The organism is Natronobacterium haloterrestre, assembly GCF_900112205.1.
In the GTDB taxonomy this organism is placed as follows: Archaea; Halobacteriota; Halobacteria; order Halobacteriales; family Natrialbaceae; genus Natronobacterium; species Natronobacterium haloterrestre.
The window spans coordinates 126,495-140,697 of the sequence record NZ_FOKW01000002.1 but is presented as its reverse complement, the minus strand read 5'-3'; the positions used below and the strand labels follow the sequence as shown (position 1 = coordinate 140,697).

Genomic DNA, 14,203 nt, shown 5'->3' with positions numbered 1-14,203 from the left:
GAGACGACTCGAGGGTCGAGGTCGAACGGGGTACTACGCGGGCTCGAGAACGCAAAATCGGGGCGAGGCCGTCGAATCCCGAAACGACGACTCGAGAAACCGGAGGCTACCACTCCTTGCAGTCCGGACAGACCAGTCGCCCGTCGTCGCGCCAGACGCGTACGGTTCCCTCCTCACACCGGTCGCACTCGTAGTCGCCCCACGCGTACGTCGAGAGGGCGGTCGTGTCGGGATCGCTGGACTCGGAGTCGGACTCGAGGGAGTCTCGCGAGGCAGCCCCGGAACCGGACGCCGACTCGTCGGCGTCCTCGGACGTTCCCGCGTCGGCGAACTCGGAAAGCGTCGCGTCGTCGCTCGCGTCGGTCACGCGCAGCCCTACGGACGGTCGCGGTTTAGTGCCACCGACTCCCGGCCGCCCGTCGGGCCTCGCACTGGTCCTCGAACAGGTCCGGTCCCGACCGCCGAAAGACCGGGTTGCAGCGCCGGACCGGCATCGCCAAGTACCCCGGTTGACAACTCACACGCATGGAACCCACAGCGTTGAACGTTATCGTTGACAACTTCGTCGAAATGACCGAACAGTTCAGCGAAGTCGCTGCCGGGGACGGACTCGCGCCGCTTCTGGTGCTTGCCGGCACCCTGCTGATCGTCTTCGCCATCGGCGTCTTCGGCCTGCTGACGCTGGGCGCGGTCAGTAGCCTCTTTTCCTCGAGTTCGAGCTAGACGTCGACCCGGTCCAGCGCCTCACTCGCCCGCTCGACCGCGTCCTCGAGGTCCGGGCCGAGCGGCGAACCGACGACGATGCCATCGACGTGTTCAAGCGCCGCCTCGAAGCGGTCGGCGACCGTTTCGGTCGTCCCGGCGATGCAGAACGCGTCGATCATCGCCGGCGTGACGTGGCCGAACGCCGCCGTGAGGTCGCCCCGCTCGAGCGCGTCGGCGACCGCCGTCGCCGCCTCGCGGTCGATATCGTGGCGTTCCAGCACCGGTTCCGCCGCGCCGCCGACGATGAACGCGACCGGCGGCCGCGCGGCCTCCCGTGCAGCACCCTCCTCGGCGGCGACGCTGACGCTCGCGAACGCCAGCGCCTCGAACTCGCCGCCTTCGTCGGGTCGTTCCTCGAGTCCCTGCGCGATCTGCCCCGCCGACCACTCGAGATCACGCGGGTGGGAGGCGTTTATCAGCACGCCGTCGGCGTGTTTCGCGCTCATCCGGAGCATGTGCGGCCCCTGTGCGCCGACGTAGACCGGGATCTCGGTCGGCTCGAGGTTGAGCGAGGCGTCCTCCGCCGTGAAGGTACCGTCGTGGGTGACCGTCTCGCCGGCCCAGAGGTCGCGGGCGACGTCGAACGTCTCGAGGACGCGCCGCAGCGGCCGATCCCGTTCGACGCCGAGGTTCGCGAGCGAGGAGCGATCGCCGGCGCCGACGCCGAAGACCGCGCGGCCGTCGCTGATCTCGTCGACGGTCGCGACCTGCGCGGCGAGTTTCACGGGGTGGGTCTCGTAGGGGTTGACGACGCCCGGTCCCAGTCGGATGTCCTCGGTCGCGTCCGCCATCCGCGAGAGCGTGACGAACGGGTCGCGGTTGAAGTAGTGGCTGCTGGCGAAGGCGACGTCGAACCCCTCGTCCTCCGCGAGGGCGGCCAGCGAGGCGATCCGGTCCGGCGGGTGCTCGGGCGTGAGTTCGATGCCCCGGATCGGTCCCGTGCGGTCGCTCATGGCTCGAACCTCCACTCGCGAAGCGCCCGGCGGATCAGGTCGTCCTCGACCGATCGGAACAGTTCGTCGCTGCCCTCGAGGTCGCCGAACTCCCAGTCGCGGACGACGACGGCGGGCGTCCCGCCGGCACCCTCGCCCGTAACGAGGTTCGCGGCCCCGGCGAGTTCGTCGACCACCGACTGGACGGTGACGCCGAGTTCGCGCCCGTCGCGGTCGCGTTCCCCCCGCCAGTCGCGGCTCGCGGGCATCCCCGCCCAGCCGAGCGCGACGCCGCGCTGGCCGTGGCGGAACGGCCGTCCGCTGGTGTCGGTGACGATCACCGCGACGTCGTCGTAGCCGTGGTCGGCCAGCCCCCGCCGAATCCGCTCGGCGCTCTCGGTCGGCCGTTTCGGCAACAGGAGCAGGTCGTGGTCCGGCACGTTCGAGCGGTCGATGCCCGCGTTGACGGTGATGTGGCCAAAGCGCGTCTCGGTCAGCAGGAACGGAGCCTCGATGAGCAGTTCCGTGCTCTCCTCGAGGACGGCCTGTGCGAACCTGGGGTCTTTCTCCTCGCCCGCGACCTCCTCGATCCGGGCGGCGATCTCCTCCGCGCGGCCACTGACCGGGTAGTCCTCGAGGTCGGCGGTCCGGCCCTCGGCCTTCGAGACGACCGTGCTCGCGACCGTGAGGACGGTCCCCTCGCGCTCGCGCTCGAGGTCGTCGGCCCGATCGGCGATCAGTGCGGCGAGGTCGTCGCCGGGACGGATCTCGGGCAGGTCCGTCACTGGCGTCAGTTCCATACCGGAGGGAGGGCCAGTGGCGTCAAAAACGCACCGTCACCGGAGAATGGCGTCGCCGTCGGCGTCGGGGGCGTTACGAGTCGCCGTCGGTCCGTTTCCCGGCGCGCCGGTCGGCCTCGAGGGCCGCGTCGTCGCGCTCGTCGGGGTCGCCGTGTCCGCCACCTCCGGGGGTCCGGACCGTCACGGTCGTCCCCGCCGGCACGTCGACGGTCGTCTTCGCCGAAACGGGGTCGTCGTCCAGCAGGTTCTCGCCGGTCGCGCCGTCCTCGCCGCCGGCGACGCCCTTCGGCGCGTGGCGGCGCCGTTCGGTGAGCAGCGAGACCGTCGCGTCCGTCTCGACCGTCACCGCGCGCTCGAGTCCGAGGCCGCCGCGGTACCGACCTTCGCCGCCGCTGTCGGGCCGCAGGGCGTAGCGCTCGACCCGTAGCGGGTACTCGGTCTCGAGCGACTCGACGGGCGTGTTCAGCGTGTTGGTCATCCCGACCTGGACGCCGTCCATGCCGTCCCGATCCGGCCGTGCGCCGAAGCCGCCGCCGATCGTCTCGTAGTAGGTGAAAGAGCCGTCCCGCGCGCCGATAGTCAGGTTGTTCATCGTGCCCTGACCCTGGGCCGGCACGCGGTCCGGCGCGGCCTTCGCCAGCGCCGCGAAGACGACGTCGGTCACCCGCTGGCTGGTCTCGACGTTGCCGCCGACGACGGCCGCGGGCGGCTCGGGATCGAGCAGCGTTCCCTCGGGCGCACGAACGGTCACGGGCTCGTAGCAGCCGTGGTTCGGCGGAATCCCGGGATCGGTCACACAGCGCACGACGAAGTAGACCGCGCTCTTTGCGACGGCGAGCGGGGCGTTGAGGTTGCCCGCGAGCTGGCCGTCGGTGCCCGAGAAATCGACGTCGATCTCCGCGCCGTCGATCGTCACCGTCACTGCGATCTCGAGGTCGTCGTCCGTGACGCCGTCCCCCTCGAGGACGTCGGTCGCCTCGTAGGTGCCGTCGGGCAGGGCCGCGATCTCGTCGACGATCCGTTCGTGAGAGTAGTCGATCACGGCGTCGAACCCCTCGAGCACCGTTTCGCGGCCGTGTTCGGCGAAAAGCGACTCGAGGCGGTCCGCCGCACGCTCGTTGGCCGCGAGCTGTGCTCGCAGGTCCGCACGGCGCTCGCGGGGGTTGCGGACGTTCGCGAGCACGAGCGAGTGGACGTCCTCCCGGAGGTCGCCGCCCTCGACGAGTCGCGTCGGCGGGAGGCGCAACCCCTCCTGGTAGATCTCCCGTGCACCGGCGGGCATGCTGCCGGGGGTCATCCCGCCGACGTCGGCGTGGTGGGCTCGAGAGACGGCGTAGCCGACGATCTCGCCCTCGTTCCCGCCGCCGTCCGCGCTGCCGTCGTCGTCGGCCGTGGCGAGCACCGACACCATCGTCACGTCGGGCAGGTGCGTCCCGCCGGTAAAGGGATCGTTGAGCACGAACACGTCGCCCGGTCGGGGATCAAGGTCGCGGACGGCGTCGACCGCTGCCGGCATCGCCCCCAGGTGGACCGGGATGTGTTCGGCCTGTGCGATCATCCGCCCGTTGGCGTCGAACAGCGCCGTCGAGCAGTCCCGCCGTTCCTTGATGTTCGGCGAGTAGGCCCCGCGGATCAGCGTCTGGCCCATCTCCTCGGCGACGCTCTCGAGTTGGTTGCGAAGCACTTCTAGCGTTACCGGATCGATCGTGGTGTCGGTCATTGGTCCACCCCCTCTCGAGTCATCACGAGGGTTCCGTCCTGGGTTATCTCGCCCGCCCACGTCGGCGGGACGACGGTCGTGCTCTCGGCCTGCTCGAGGATCGCCGGCCCGGAGATCGTCACGCCGGGCGCGAGCCGATCGCGTTCGTAGACGGTGGTCTCTCGCGGCCCGGTGCCGGGGAAGTACGCCTCACGCGTGTCGACGAGCGCGTCGCCCTCGCCGTCGTGGCGGACGGTCGGCTCCGCGCCGGGGACGGTCGCCGTCGCACGGAGGTTGACGACCTCGATCGCCTCGTCCATCGCGTAGCCGTAGGCCCGCTCGTGGGACGAGTGGAACCGCTCGGCCACGCCGTCGGCGTCGAAGGTGTCGTCGACGGGGACGGTCAGTTCGAAGCTCTGTCCCGCGTACCGACAGTCCGCGGCGCGTTCGACCCCCGCCGCGTCGGGATCGGACGCGTCCCCGAGCACGTCGTCGACGAGGTCGTCGTAGACCTCCTCGAGTGCTGCCGGTTCGGCCTCCTCGAGGTCGACGCCGACCGTTCGCACCGCGTCGTAGCTCTCGTCGGCCGCCAGCAGCCCGAACGCCGAAAGTACCCCCGACGGCCGCGGGACGACGACGCGGTCGACCTCGAGGGCGTCGGCGAGCGCCGCGGCGTGCATCGGCCCCGCGCCGCCGAACGCGACCAGCGCGAACTCGCGGGGGTCGTGGCCCCGCTCGACGGTCACCGCGCGGATCGTTCGGGTCATCGTCGCGTTCGCCACCCGGTAGACGCCCTGGGCCGCCTCGAGTGCGCTCTCGAGGTCCGCTTCGTCGGCAAGTCGGGCGAGCGCCTCGTGGGCCGCCTCGACGTCGAGGGTCATCTCGCCGCCGAGTGCGGTCTCGGGGCCGATGTAGCCCAGCACGACGTTCGCGTCGGTGACGGTCGGCTCCGCCCCGCCCTTGCCGTAACAGGCGGGACCGGGCTCCGCGCCCGCCGACCGTGGGCCGACCCGGAGCGCGCCGCCGGAATCGACCCAGGCGATCGAGCCGCCGCCCGCGCCGACGGTGTTGACGTCGACCATCGGCGTCCGGATCGGCACGCCGGCGATTTCGGCGTCGGTCGTCCGCTCGGCCCGGCCGTCGCGGACGAGGCTGACGTCGCTCGAGGTGCCGCCCATGTCGAAGGTGACGAGACCCGAGACGTCGTCGTCCGAGACGGTCGCGGCCGCGCCGACCACGCCCGCCGCCGGCCCGGAGAGCACCGTCGTCACGGCGTGCTCGCGGACGGTCTCGGGGTCGGCGATGCCGCCGTTGGCCTGCATGATTCGCGGAGCCGGAATGCCGGCGTCCTCGGCCTCGTCGACCAGTCGGCCGACGTAGCGGTCGATCGCCGGCCGCACGTAGGCGTCGACGGCCGTCGTCGACGTCCGTTCGAACTCGCGAAACTCCGCGAGTACCTCGTGAGAGGCCGAGACCGGGACGTCGTCCCCGAGTTCCGCCCGCAGCGTCTCCGCGACCCGGCGTTCGTTCTCGGCGTCGGCGTAGGCGTGCAACAGACAGACGGCGACCGCCTCGACGTCGCGCTCTTCGATCGTCGCCGCCAACTCGCGGACTTCGTCGGGATCGACTCCCCGCTCGACCCCGTCGACGGTCGTTCGCTCGTCGATCTCGAAGCGGAGTTCGCGGGAGACCAGCGGCTCGGGTTTCTCGGCCTCGAGGTCGTACAGATCCGGCCGGTCCTGGCGGCCGATCTCGAGGACGTCCCGGAACCCCCCCGTGGTGACGAGCGCGGTCCGCGCGCCGCCGCGCTCGAGCAGCGCGTTGACCGAGACGGTCATCGCGTGGGCGAAGTCCTCGATCTCCCCGGGGTCGATCCCCGCGCGGTCGCAGGCCTTGCGGAGGCCCTCGAGGACGCCGACGTGTTGCTCGTCGGTAGTCGGCACCTTCGCGGTGACGAGCCGATCGTCGACCGAGAGCGCGACGTCGGTGAAGGTGCCGCCGACGTCGACGCCGACGCGGGGGCCGCTCGCGGGGGCCGCGCGGGTGCGGTCGTCCGTCTCCCTCGAGTGCGTCATCGGATCGTCCCTCCGGGGCGGACGCGCCAGCGTTCGGGGTTCGCGGGTCGGCGTCCGGGCGAGTGTCGTCGTACGGTACGCATTTACACGCATTCGACGCGCCCGACGGGAAAAAGGCTGTTAAGATGGTCACGACCCGAGGAGTGTCGGGTGTGGCGTCTCGAGCCCCGCGGGACTACCCGGTCAGCAGTTCGACCGTACACTCGCCGTCCGCGACCGTCGCGACGTACATCGTCTCGCGGTCGGCCGGCGCGGCCTCCGTCGCGCTCCCGGGGTTGAGCACCCGGATCCCGTCGACAGTCGTATCGACGACCTCGTGGGTGTGTCCCGCGACGACCACCGGGTCGACCTCGGGATCGGTCTTCGACCGCGCCGTTTCGACGACGCGATCGCGCCAGCCGTCCGGCGACCCCGTGCCGTGGGTGACGACGAACGTGACGCCCTCGACGACCCGGGTTGCGGCCGCCGGAGCCTCGAGCGTCGCGGGATCCATGTTCCCGCGGGCGCAGGTCAGGTCGCCGTCGGCCAGTTCCTCGATCCGGTCGTAGGTGCGTCTCGAGTCGAAATCGCCCGCGTGGATCGCGTGGTCGGCCCGCCGAAGCTCCGCCGCGACCCAGTCGGGCACTTCGTTCGCGCGGGACGGGACGTGCGTGTCGCTGCAGATGGCGACGCGTCGCATGGACGGCGGTACGCGAGCCACTCCCGAAAGCGATTCCCTCCGCCGGGTCGTTCGCCCGGATATGACTGACACGAGCGAGTCGGGCGAGGGGACGGACGCGGACGCGGCCGACGCTGGAACCGCGAGCCACGTCGTCACCGCCTTCCTCCGGCACCGCGGACGAGTCCTCCTGTTGCGCCGCAGCGACGCCGTCGGTACCTACACCGGCGCGTGGGGCGGCGTCTCCGGGTTCGCGGAGGGCAACCCCGACGAACAGGTTCGAGTCGAGATCCGCGAGGAGACCGGCCTCGAGGACGACGACGTCTCGTTCGTCCGCTCCGGGCGGCCGGTGGAGTTCGTCGACGAGGACCTCGAGCGCGAGTGGGTCGTCCACCCGTACCTGTTCGACGTCGAGAGTGACGACCCCGGGATCGAACTCAGCGAGGAACACGACGAGTACGCCTGGCACTCGCCGACCGCGACCCTCGAGGGCGTCGGCGAGGCCCTCGAGACGGTGCCGGAACTGTGGACCGCCTACGAGCGGGTCGCCCCGACGGTGCGGTCGATCGCGGCCGACGACGAGCACGGCGCGGCCGCGCTCTCGATCCGCGCGCTCGAGGTGTTGCGGGACCGTGCGGGGCTGCTCGTCGCCGAGCGCGAGGCGTTCGGTACGGACCCGGAGGGCGAACGCGAGGAACTGCGGGAACTCGCCGACCGGTTGCTCGAGGCTCGCCCCTCGATGGCGGTCCTCCGGAACCGGGTGAACCGCGCGCTGGCGGCGGCAAGCCACGAACGCGACGAGATCGAGACGGACGACGCGGCCGCGCCCGCCGTCCTCGAGGCCGCGCTCGAGGGGATCGACCGCGCGCTCGCGGCCGACGACGAGGCAGCGGCGACCGCGAGCGAACTCGTCGAGGGGACCGTCCTGACGCTCTCGCGGTCCGGCACCGTCCGCGAGGCGCTGTGCCGGGCCGATCCCGACCGCGTCTTCGTCGCCGAATCCCGGCCCGCACGTGAGGGGGTCGACGTGGCCGAGGAACTGGCCGACGACGCGCTCGAGTGTCCCGTGGCGGTCCACACGGACGCGGCCGCGGCTCACGTCCTCGCGAGCGAGGACGTGGATCGGGTCCTCGTCGGGGCCGACACCGTCCGCCCCGACGGCGCGGTCGTGAACAAGACCGGTACGCGAGCGGTCGCCATCGCCGCGGCCCGCGAGGGGGTCCCGGTCACCGTCGTCGCCGCGACGGACAAGGTCTCGACCCGCGAGGAGATCAACCTCGAGTCCGGGCCCCGGGACGCCGTGTACGACGGCGACGCCTCGCTCGACGTGCTGAACCCGACGTTCGACGTCACGCCGGCCGACTGCGTCGACGCGGTGGCAACCGAACGCGGCCGTCTCGAACCCGACGCGATCACGGACGTGGCCGCGGAGTTGCGCGACCTCGAGGCACAGTCGACGGGGGCGGAAACGACAGACGGAAACCCCTCGACGGAGTAGTGACCGGCGGCGGCCGTGACGAGAGGTTACCCCCTCCGAGCCCCTTGTGACGAGGGTTTTTCCCCGAGCCGCCGTTTGCACCGTGTCGCGAACGAGGCGTACTCCTGTTCGGACAAAGTTTGAACCCCGAGTCGGTCGTATCCCGAGCCATGCACCTCGAGTGCGATCGAATCGGCGTCCACGAATCCGTCGCCGACGTGTTTCCACCCGAAAAGCTGGTCGACTACCTCGACGATACGTCCGTCGCCGTCGAGGTCGTCGGAGACGCGGACGTCGAGGCCTGCGATGCCGTCGTCACCCTCGAGCATCGCGACGAGTTCCTCGAGGTCGACTGGATCCACTCGATCCAGGCCGGCGTCGACCGGTTCCCGTTCGACGCCCTCGAGGACGCGGGGGTCGTCCTCACCAACAGCACGGGGATCCACGACCGAACGGTCGGGGAGACGGTCGCGAGCTACCTGCTCGCGTTTTCGCGTCGCCTCCACGACCACGTCGCCAACCAGGGGGAGCGGCGGTGGGACCAGCCCGCGTGGGACGAGGCGTTCACGCTGCCGGGATCGACGGCCTGCGTGCTGGGCACGGGCACCCTCGGGCGGGGCGTCGCCGACGTGCTGGGCTCGCTCGGCATCCGGACGGTCGGCGTCCGCCGGTCGGCAGACCCCGTCCCCGGCTTCGAGGAGGTCTACGCGAACGACGACCTGTTCGAGGCGGTCGCGGATGCCGACTTCGTGATCGTCACGCTGCCGCTGACCGAGTCGACCCGGCACCTCGTCGACCGCGAGGTCTTCGAGACGATGGGCGAGGACGCCTACTTCGTCAACGTCGGCCGCGGCCCCGTCGTCGACGAGGGGGCGCTAATCGACGCCCTCGAGTCGGGAGCCATCGCGGGCGCTGCCCTGGACGTGTTCGAGACCGAGCCGTTGCCCGAGGAGTCGCCGCTGTGGGGCATGGACGAGGTGATCGTTTCGCCACACTGCGCGGCGTTCACCGAGGACTACTTCCGGGACGTCGGCGACCTCGTCCGGGAGAACGTCGATCGGCTCGCGGAGGGCGATCCGTTCCACAACCGCGTCGTATGAGAGACGGCGAATGACCGCGACCGACCCGTTCGACGTCCGCGACGCAACCGACGACGCACCCGCTATCGCGGCCGTCCACGCCACGGCGGCCCACGAACTCGGGAGTAGCGCCTACGACGAGCGCCAGGTGCAGGCGTGGATCTCGAACGTCCACCCCGAGCGGTACCCGATCGGCGATCCCGGGTTCCGCGTCGTCGTCGCCGAACGCGGCGACGAGGTCGTCGGCTTCGGGCTCCTCGATCTCGCGCCCAACGGGCGCGACGGATCCGTCGGCGAGATCAGCGCCGTCTACGTCCACCCCGACCACGCCCGGGAGGGCGTCGGCGACGCGATAATGGACACGCTCGAGGGGACGGCCCGGGACGCCGGCCTCGAGGCGCTCGTCCTCACCGCGTCGCGAAACGCGATCGGGTTCTACGAACGGCAGGGGTACGAGGGCGTCGAGACGGTCTCCCTCGAGATGAACCAGGGGGTCCCCCTCGAGTGTCTGCGGATGCGCAAACGGCTCGAGGGCGGCGAGTAGTGCCGTCCGCCGGGCGCACGACTCTCGACATCCTCGAGTCGTGCGCCCCGGGGGAGGGCAGGCACCCACCGTAGCGACTGCGAGCGACCGAACGCGGCGCTACGCGCCACGGAGCGACGAACGGCCGGAGGTCGTGAGTCGAAGAGCGCGGGCCGACGACCGATGTGAGCGACTGGAAGGAGCACGGAGGGGGGTGCTTTTGATCAACCTTCTGCCGAGTGACGACGCGCCGTGTGGCAGCATCGCTGCCACCGGCGCGAAACGAACGCAGCGCAAAAGGTTGGTTCAGAAGAACTTGAACAGGTCGTCCCGCTGCTGTTCGTGCAGGTGTTCCCGGACGGCCTCGTTCAGCGGCTCGATCCGCCCCTTCTTCGCGGTGATCGGCGCGATGATCTCCTGCCACTGTTTCCACGGCGGGTAGAGACCGAGCCGATCGCAGAGTTCGTTCAGCCGCTCGTCCCTGTCGTCGACCTTGTCCATCTTGTTGACCGCGACGACCGTCGGGATGCCCAGATCCCGCAGGAAGTGAAACATCTCCACGTCGTAGGGGACCTCGTCCGGGCCGGAGTGGCGATCGATGATGTCGATGACGCTCTTGCCGTCGACGACCAGGATCGCGACGAGGATGTTCTCGGCGTACTCCTCGAGGTAGTGGACGATGTTCGTCTTGATCTGCTCGCGGCGTTCCTCGTGGACGCCGCTCATGAAGCCGAAGCCGGGGAGGTCGGTGATGACGAAGTCCTCCGGCGCCCAGTCGTAGTGGTTGGGTTCGCGGGTGACGCCGGGGTTGCCGCCGGTGTCGAAGTCGTGGCCGGTCAACTCGCGCATGAGCGTGGACTTGCCCACGTTCGAGCGACCGACGAGGGCGACTTCGGCCTCGCGGTCGGGACGCGTATCGAACATACCACACCGTAGCGCGGTCGTGACTTTATACTCTCCGTCAGCGGTTCGGCGCTGGAAGACGGCTCGAGTCGGCCCCGCCCGTCCCGCCGTCGGTGGGAACCCGAACCGAGACCGTCGTTCCCTCGTCGGTGGAATCGAACTCGATGGTCCCGCCGATCCGATCGACTCCCCACGTAACGATCCACAGGCCGAGCCCGCTCCCGTGCTCGAGGGGGTCCTCCCCGTCGGGATCGATCGCCTCGAGTTCCGCGGGCGGGATCCCGGGACCGTCGTCTTCGATCTCGATCGTGTAGGCCTCGCCGGGCCGTGCTTCGTCCGTGGCCTCTGTCCCGGTCTCGGTCCCAGTCCCGGTCTCGGTCCCAGTCCCCTCGCCCGTTCCTCGACCACGGATCCGCCCCGTCGGCGGCTCGCTATCGGTGTGCTGGACGGCGTTGGCGACGAGGTTCGCGAGGACGATCCGCAGGATCATCGGATCGGTCGAAACGGTTCCGTCGGCCGCCTCGAGGTCGATGCGCGCCCCCGGCTGCTCCTCCCGCGCGGCGTCCGCGACCGACTCGAGGAACGGGGCGACGTCGACCGACTCGAACGACGGGTCCCGGTCGCGCAGGACGTCGAACTCGCGGGCGCGCTCGCCGATGTCGACCAGCGCCTGGCCGCTTTTCCGGACGTCGGCGACCCACCGCTCGAGTTCCGGGTCGTCGACCGATGCCCCGAGGACGTCCGCGGCACCCATGATGACCGTCATCTCGTTTCGGAGGTTGTGCCGGAGGATCCGGTTGAGCACGCTCAGTTGCTGTTCCTGCTCCAGTCGCTCGGTGATATCCTGGAGGACGATCGTCTCCCCGACGACGGTTCCCGCAGGATCCGTAAGAGGCGAAACAGAGATCGAAAACCGACGGGTTCGATCGGCCCCTGTCGTTCGTGCCGTCCGGACCTGCCGGTCCGACGGGGCGTCGTCGAGCGGGATGGCAAAGTGGTCCGTCAGTTCGGTACCGACGACGCTCGAGGCGTCGGAATCGATCAGTTCCGCCGCCGCATCGTTGAACGCGACCAGGCGGTCGTTGGGATCGAGGATCAGGACGGGGTTCGGCAGGTCGTCGATCGCGGCCCGCTCCGCGGCCCGCCGGGTCGTCGGGTTCGACTCGAACATATCGGTCCCGACGAACGCGTAGCCGTCGAGGGCCGCGTGAACCAACAGCGAGGCCGGAGCGAGGTTCAGCGCCGGCCAGTACCCGACGCCGCCCAGCCAGGCGAGTAACGTAACCGACGGCGGGACGGTGCTGAGTGCCACCGCGATCGCTTCCCGCCGGTAGAGCGGACCGTAGGCCAGGATCGTCTCGACCAGCAGCAAGACCCCGACGCCCGCGGCGACGAGACTGACGAACATCGCCGCGTACCCCCACGGCTGGATCCCGTAGGTCACCGTCGACAGCCCGAAGACCGGATCGATCCGCAACTCCCGCCACAGCAGGTCGTGGTACGGATACGTGAACGCGAGGGCCGTCGTCCCGGCGGGGAAGACGAACAGCAGACGAAACCCCTTCCGGTCGAGGACGCCGCTTCGCCCGGTGTACTCGAGTGCGAAGGCCAGGAAGAACGGCCCCATCCAGGTCATTCCGAGCCAGGCGACGGCCTCGGCGTAGCTCCGCCAGACGGGATCGAAGACGAGGAGGCCGATCCCGTACCCGAAACACGACAGCGACTGAAACGCGAGCGTGTACATGAACCAGGTTGCGCCGGCGCTGCCGCGGTGGCGGTCGAGATACGCGACTAACGACGCGGAGGCGATCCCGGCGGCGAACGATCCGAGGACGATCGCAGTACCAACGTACCCGAACAAATCCTAACGGATCCACGAACAACGGTCCGATAACCCTTGTGGCCCGCACCGCCGCTTGCGATCGACGCTGCCTCGAGCCGATACCGAGCGACGCAAGCGCCCTGAATTATGATCCCCGAGTGTCTCACCCATCGACGTGCGACTCGTACAGTTGACGGTGCCGACGGGGAAGCGGGAGACGGTCCTCGGGGCCCTCGACGATCGCGGGATCGACTACGTGGTGACCGACGAGGACAGCAAACGGGAGTACACGGCGGTCGTCTACTTCCCGTTGCCGTCCGCCGCGGTCGAACCCGTCCTCGACGAACTCGAAAGCGTGGGGATCGACGAGGACGCGTACACGGTCGTCGTCGACGCGGAGACCGTCGTCTCCCGCCAGTTCAGCGCGCTCCGCGAGGAGTACGAGGACGGCGACGTCGAGTCGGACCGCATCTCCCGCCAGGAGCTACAGGCCGAAGCCGACGAGCTGACGCCGACGTTCGGCGTCTACACGATCATGACGATCATCAGCGCCGTCGTCGCGACCGCCGGTCTCCTGCTCGACTCGCCGGCGGTCGTCGTCGGCTCGATGGTGATCGCGCCGCTGATCGGGCCCGCACTCGGCGCGAGCGTCGGCTCCGTGATCGACGACGAGGAACTATTCACCGAGAGCGTGCTCTACCAGATCGTCGGCGTGGTGCTCGCGATCGCGGCCGCGGCTGCGTTCGCGTGGCTGGTCAAGACGACGAACATCGTTCCCCCGGGGCTGGACATCGCCAGCGTGGGGGAAATCTCCGAACGACTCGCGCCGGACCTGCTCTCGCTGGCCATCGCGCTCGGGGCCGGCATCGCAGGGATCATCAGCATCGCAACCGGGACGTCCGTCGCCCTGGTCGGAGTCATGATCGCCGCCGCGTTGATCCCGCCCGCCGCTGCCGCCGGGATCGCCATCGCGTGGGGCCAACCCTCCGCAGCGATCGGCTCGACGGTGCTCGTCTCGGTCAACGTCCTGTCTGTGAACCTCGCCGGCCTCGTGACGCTGTGGTACGTCGGGTATCGACCCGACGACCTCTTTTCCCTCGGCGAGACCGAACAGCGGGTTCGCCGCCGCGTCATCGGGCTCGCGGCGATCGTGTTCGTCTTCGCGCTCTTTCTCGGTGCGATCACCTACACCTCCTACGTCAGCACGACGTTCGAGGAAAACGCCCGCGAAGAGGTCGAACTCGTCCTCTCGGAGGAGGAGTTCGAACAGTACCGCCTCCTCGAGTTCGAGGTCGTGATGGACGACGACTACCCGTTCCGGAGTCCACAGCGGGTGATCGTCACGATCGGCGGGCCGCCGTCGGAAACGCCGCCCGTGCTGGCGGAGACGTTGCGCGACCGGATCGGCCGCCACACCGACGAACCGATCGACGTGGAAGTCAGGTACGTGAACGTGATCGAGGGATAGGA

The 14,203-nt window shown here is 69.9% G+C and carries 13 protein-coding genes; 5 read left to right on the top strand and 8 right to left on the bottom strand.

Annotated features, from left to right (window positions below):
• Nucleotides 1-106: 106 nt before the first annotated feature.
• Nucleotides 107-367 (bottom strand): DUF7573 domain-containing protein, encoded by a 261-nt coding sequence (locus BM113_RS04760; RefSeq protein ID WP_089785833.1) that lies wholly within the window; start codon nt 365-367, stop codon nt 107-109.
• Between the two features lie 158 nt (nt 368-525).
• Between BM113_RS04760 and BM113_RS04755 the strand changes: the two genes are divergently transcribed.
• The gene (locus tag BM113_RS04755) at nt 526-723 is read left to right on the top strand and encodes a DUF8024 family protein (protein WP_007140265.1); all 198 of its coding nucleotides are present in this window, start codon (nt 526-528) and stop codon (nt 721-723) included.
• Here the strand turns inward: BM113_RS04755 and BM113_RS04750 are convergent.
• The 5 genes from BM113_RS04750 to BM113_RS04730 form a co-directional block, all read right to left on the bottom strand.
• Complete coding sequence (locus BM113_RS04750; RefSeq protein WP_089785830.1) at nt 720-1,718, bottom strand: 5,10-methylenetetrahydromethanopterin reductase; 999 nt, start codon at nt 1,716-1,718, stop codon at nt 720-722. The genes BM113_RS04755 and BM113_RS04750 overlap by 4 nt on opposite strands.
• Complete coding sequence (locus tag BM113_RS04745) at nt 1,715-2,497, bottom strand: coenzyme F420-0:L-glutamate ligase (protein WP_089785828.1); 783 nt, start codon at nt 2,495-2,497, stop codon at nt 1,715-1,717. Before BM113_RS04745 ends, BM113_RS04750 begins: the two co-directional genes overlap by 4 nt.
• A 73-nt stretch (nt 2,498-2,570) precedes the next feature.
• Nucleotides 2,571-4,217: a hydantoinase B/oxoprolinase family protein gene (locus BM113_RS04740; protein ID WP_089785826.1), complete on the bottom strand. Its 1,647-nt coding sequence runs from the start codon at nt 4,215-4,217 to the stop codon at nt 2,571-2,573.
• Nucleotides 4,214-6,271: a hydantoinase/oxoprolinase family protein gene (locus BM113_RS04735; RefSeq protein ID WP_089785824.1), complete on the bottom strand. Its 2,058-nt coding sequence runs from the start codon at nt 6,269-6,271 to the stop codon at nt 4,214-4,216. Before BM113_RS04735 ends, BM113_RS04740 begins: the two co-directional genes overlap by 4 nt.
• A gap of 175 nt (nt 6,272-6,446) precedes the next feature.
• The gene (locus tag BM113_RS04730) at nt 6,447-6,950 is read right to left on the bottom strand and encodes a metallophosphoesterase family protein (RefSeq protein ID WP_089785822.1); all 504 of its coding nucleotides are present in this window, start codon (nt 6,948-6,950) and stop codon (nt 6,447-6,449) included.
• A gap of 61 nt (nt 6,951-7,011) precedes the next feature.
• Here BM113_RS04730 and BM113_RS04725 point away from each other — a divergent pair, with 61 nt between their 5' ends.
• The 3 genes from BM113_RS04725 to BM113_RS04715 all read left to right on the top strand — a co-directional run bounded on the left by BM113_RS04725 (nt 7,012) and on the right by BM113_RS04715 (nt 10,029).
• On the top strand, nt 7,012-8,427 hold the full coding sequence (locus BM113_RS04725) for an eIF2B alpha/beta/delta subunit family protein (protein WP_089786445.1): 1,416 nt from the start codon (nt 7,012-7,014) through the stop codon (nt 8,425-8,427).
• 149 nt (nt 8,428-8,576) lie between these two features.
• Nucleotides 8,577-9,506: a D-2-hydroxyacid dehydrogenase gene (gene ddh / locus BM113_RS04720; protein ID WP_089785820.1), complete on the top strand. Its 930-nt coding sequence runs from the start codon at nt 8,577-8,579 to the stop codon at nt 9,504-9,506.
• 10 nt (nt 9,507-9,516) lie between these two features.
• Nucleotides 9,517-10,029, top strand: coding sequence for a GNAT family N-acetyltransferase (locus BM113_RS04715; RefSeq protein ID WP_089785817.1), 513 nt, complete (start codon nt 9,517-9,519; stop codon nt 10,027-10,029).
• 285 nt (nt 10,030-10,314) lie between these two features.
• On the opposite strand, the gene engB is transcribed toward BM113_RS04715, so the two are convergent.
• Nucleotides 10,315-10,932, bottom strand: a complete 618-nt coding sequence (engB, locus tag BM113_RS04710) for a GTP-binding protein EngB (RefSeq protein WP_089785816.1) — start codon at nt 10,930-10,932, stop codon at nt 10,315-10,317.
• A gap of 37 nt (nt 10,933-10,969) precedes the next feature.
• Nucleotides 10,970-12,772, bottom strand: a complete 1,803-nt coding sequence (locus tag BM113_RS04705; protein WP_089785814.1) for a histidine kinase N-terminal 7TM domain-containing protein — start codon at nt 12,770-12,772, stop codon at nt 10,970-10,972.
• A 136-nt stretch (nt 12,773-12,908) separates the two neighbouring features.
• Between BM113_RS04705 and BM113_RS04700 the strand changes: the two genes are divergently transcribed.
• Nucleotides 12,909-14,201, top strand: coding sequence for a TIGR00341 family protein (locus tag BM113_RS04700; protein WP_089785811.1), 1,293 nt, complete (start codon nt 12,909-12,911; stop codon nt 14,199-14,201).
• Nucleotides 14,202-14,203: the final 2 nt, after the last annotated feature.

What these genes read in the sequence shown, in the direction of transcription:
- BM113_RS04755 (WP_007140265.1), top strand. Translation starts at nt 526, where the DNA reads ATGGAACCCACAGCGTTGAACGTTATCGTTGACAACTTCGTCGAAATG.
- BM113_RS04750 (WP_089785830.1), bottom strand. Translation starts at nt 1,718, where the DNA reads ATGAGCGACCGCACGGGACCGATCCGGGGCATCGAACTCACGCCCGAG.
- BM113_RS04745 (WP_089785828.1), bottom strand. Translation starts at nt 2,497, where the DNA reads ATGGAACTGACGCCAGTGACGGACCTGCCCGAGATCCGTCCCGGCGAC.
- BM113_RS04740 (WP_089785826.1), bottom strand. Translation starts at nt 4,217, where the DNA reads ATGACCGACACCACGATCGATCCGGTAACGCTAGAAGTGCTTCGCAAC.
- BM113_RS04735 (WP_089785824.1), bottom strand. Translation starts at nt 6,271, where the DNA reads ATGACGCACTCGAGGGAGACGGACGACCGCACCCGCGCGGCCCCCGCG.
- BM113_RS04730 (WP_089785822.1), bottom strand. Translation starts at nt 6,950, where the DNA reads ATGCGACGCGTCGCCATCTGCAGCGACACGCACGTCCCGTCCCGCGCG.
- BM113_RS04725 (WP_089786445.1), top strand. Translation starts at nt 7,012, where the DNA reads ATGACTGACACGAGCGAGTCGGGCGAGGGGACGGACGCGGACGCGGCC.
- ddh (WP_089785820.1), top strand. Translation starts at nt 8,577, where the DNA reads ATGCACCTCGAGTGCGATCGAATCGGCGTCCACGAATCCGTCGCCGAC.
- BM113_RS04715 (WP_089785817.1), top strand. Translation starts at nt 9,517, where the DNA reads ATGACCGCGACCGACCCGTTCGACGTCCGCGACGCAACCGACGACGCA.
- engB (WP_089785816.1), bottom strand. Translation starts at nt 10,932, where the DNA reads ATGTTCGATACGCGTCCCGACCGCGAGGCCGAAGTCGCCCTCGTCGGT.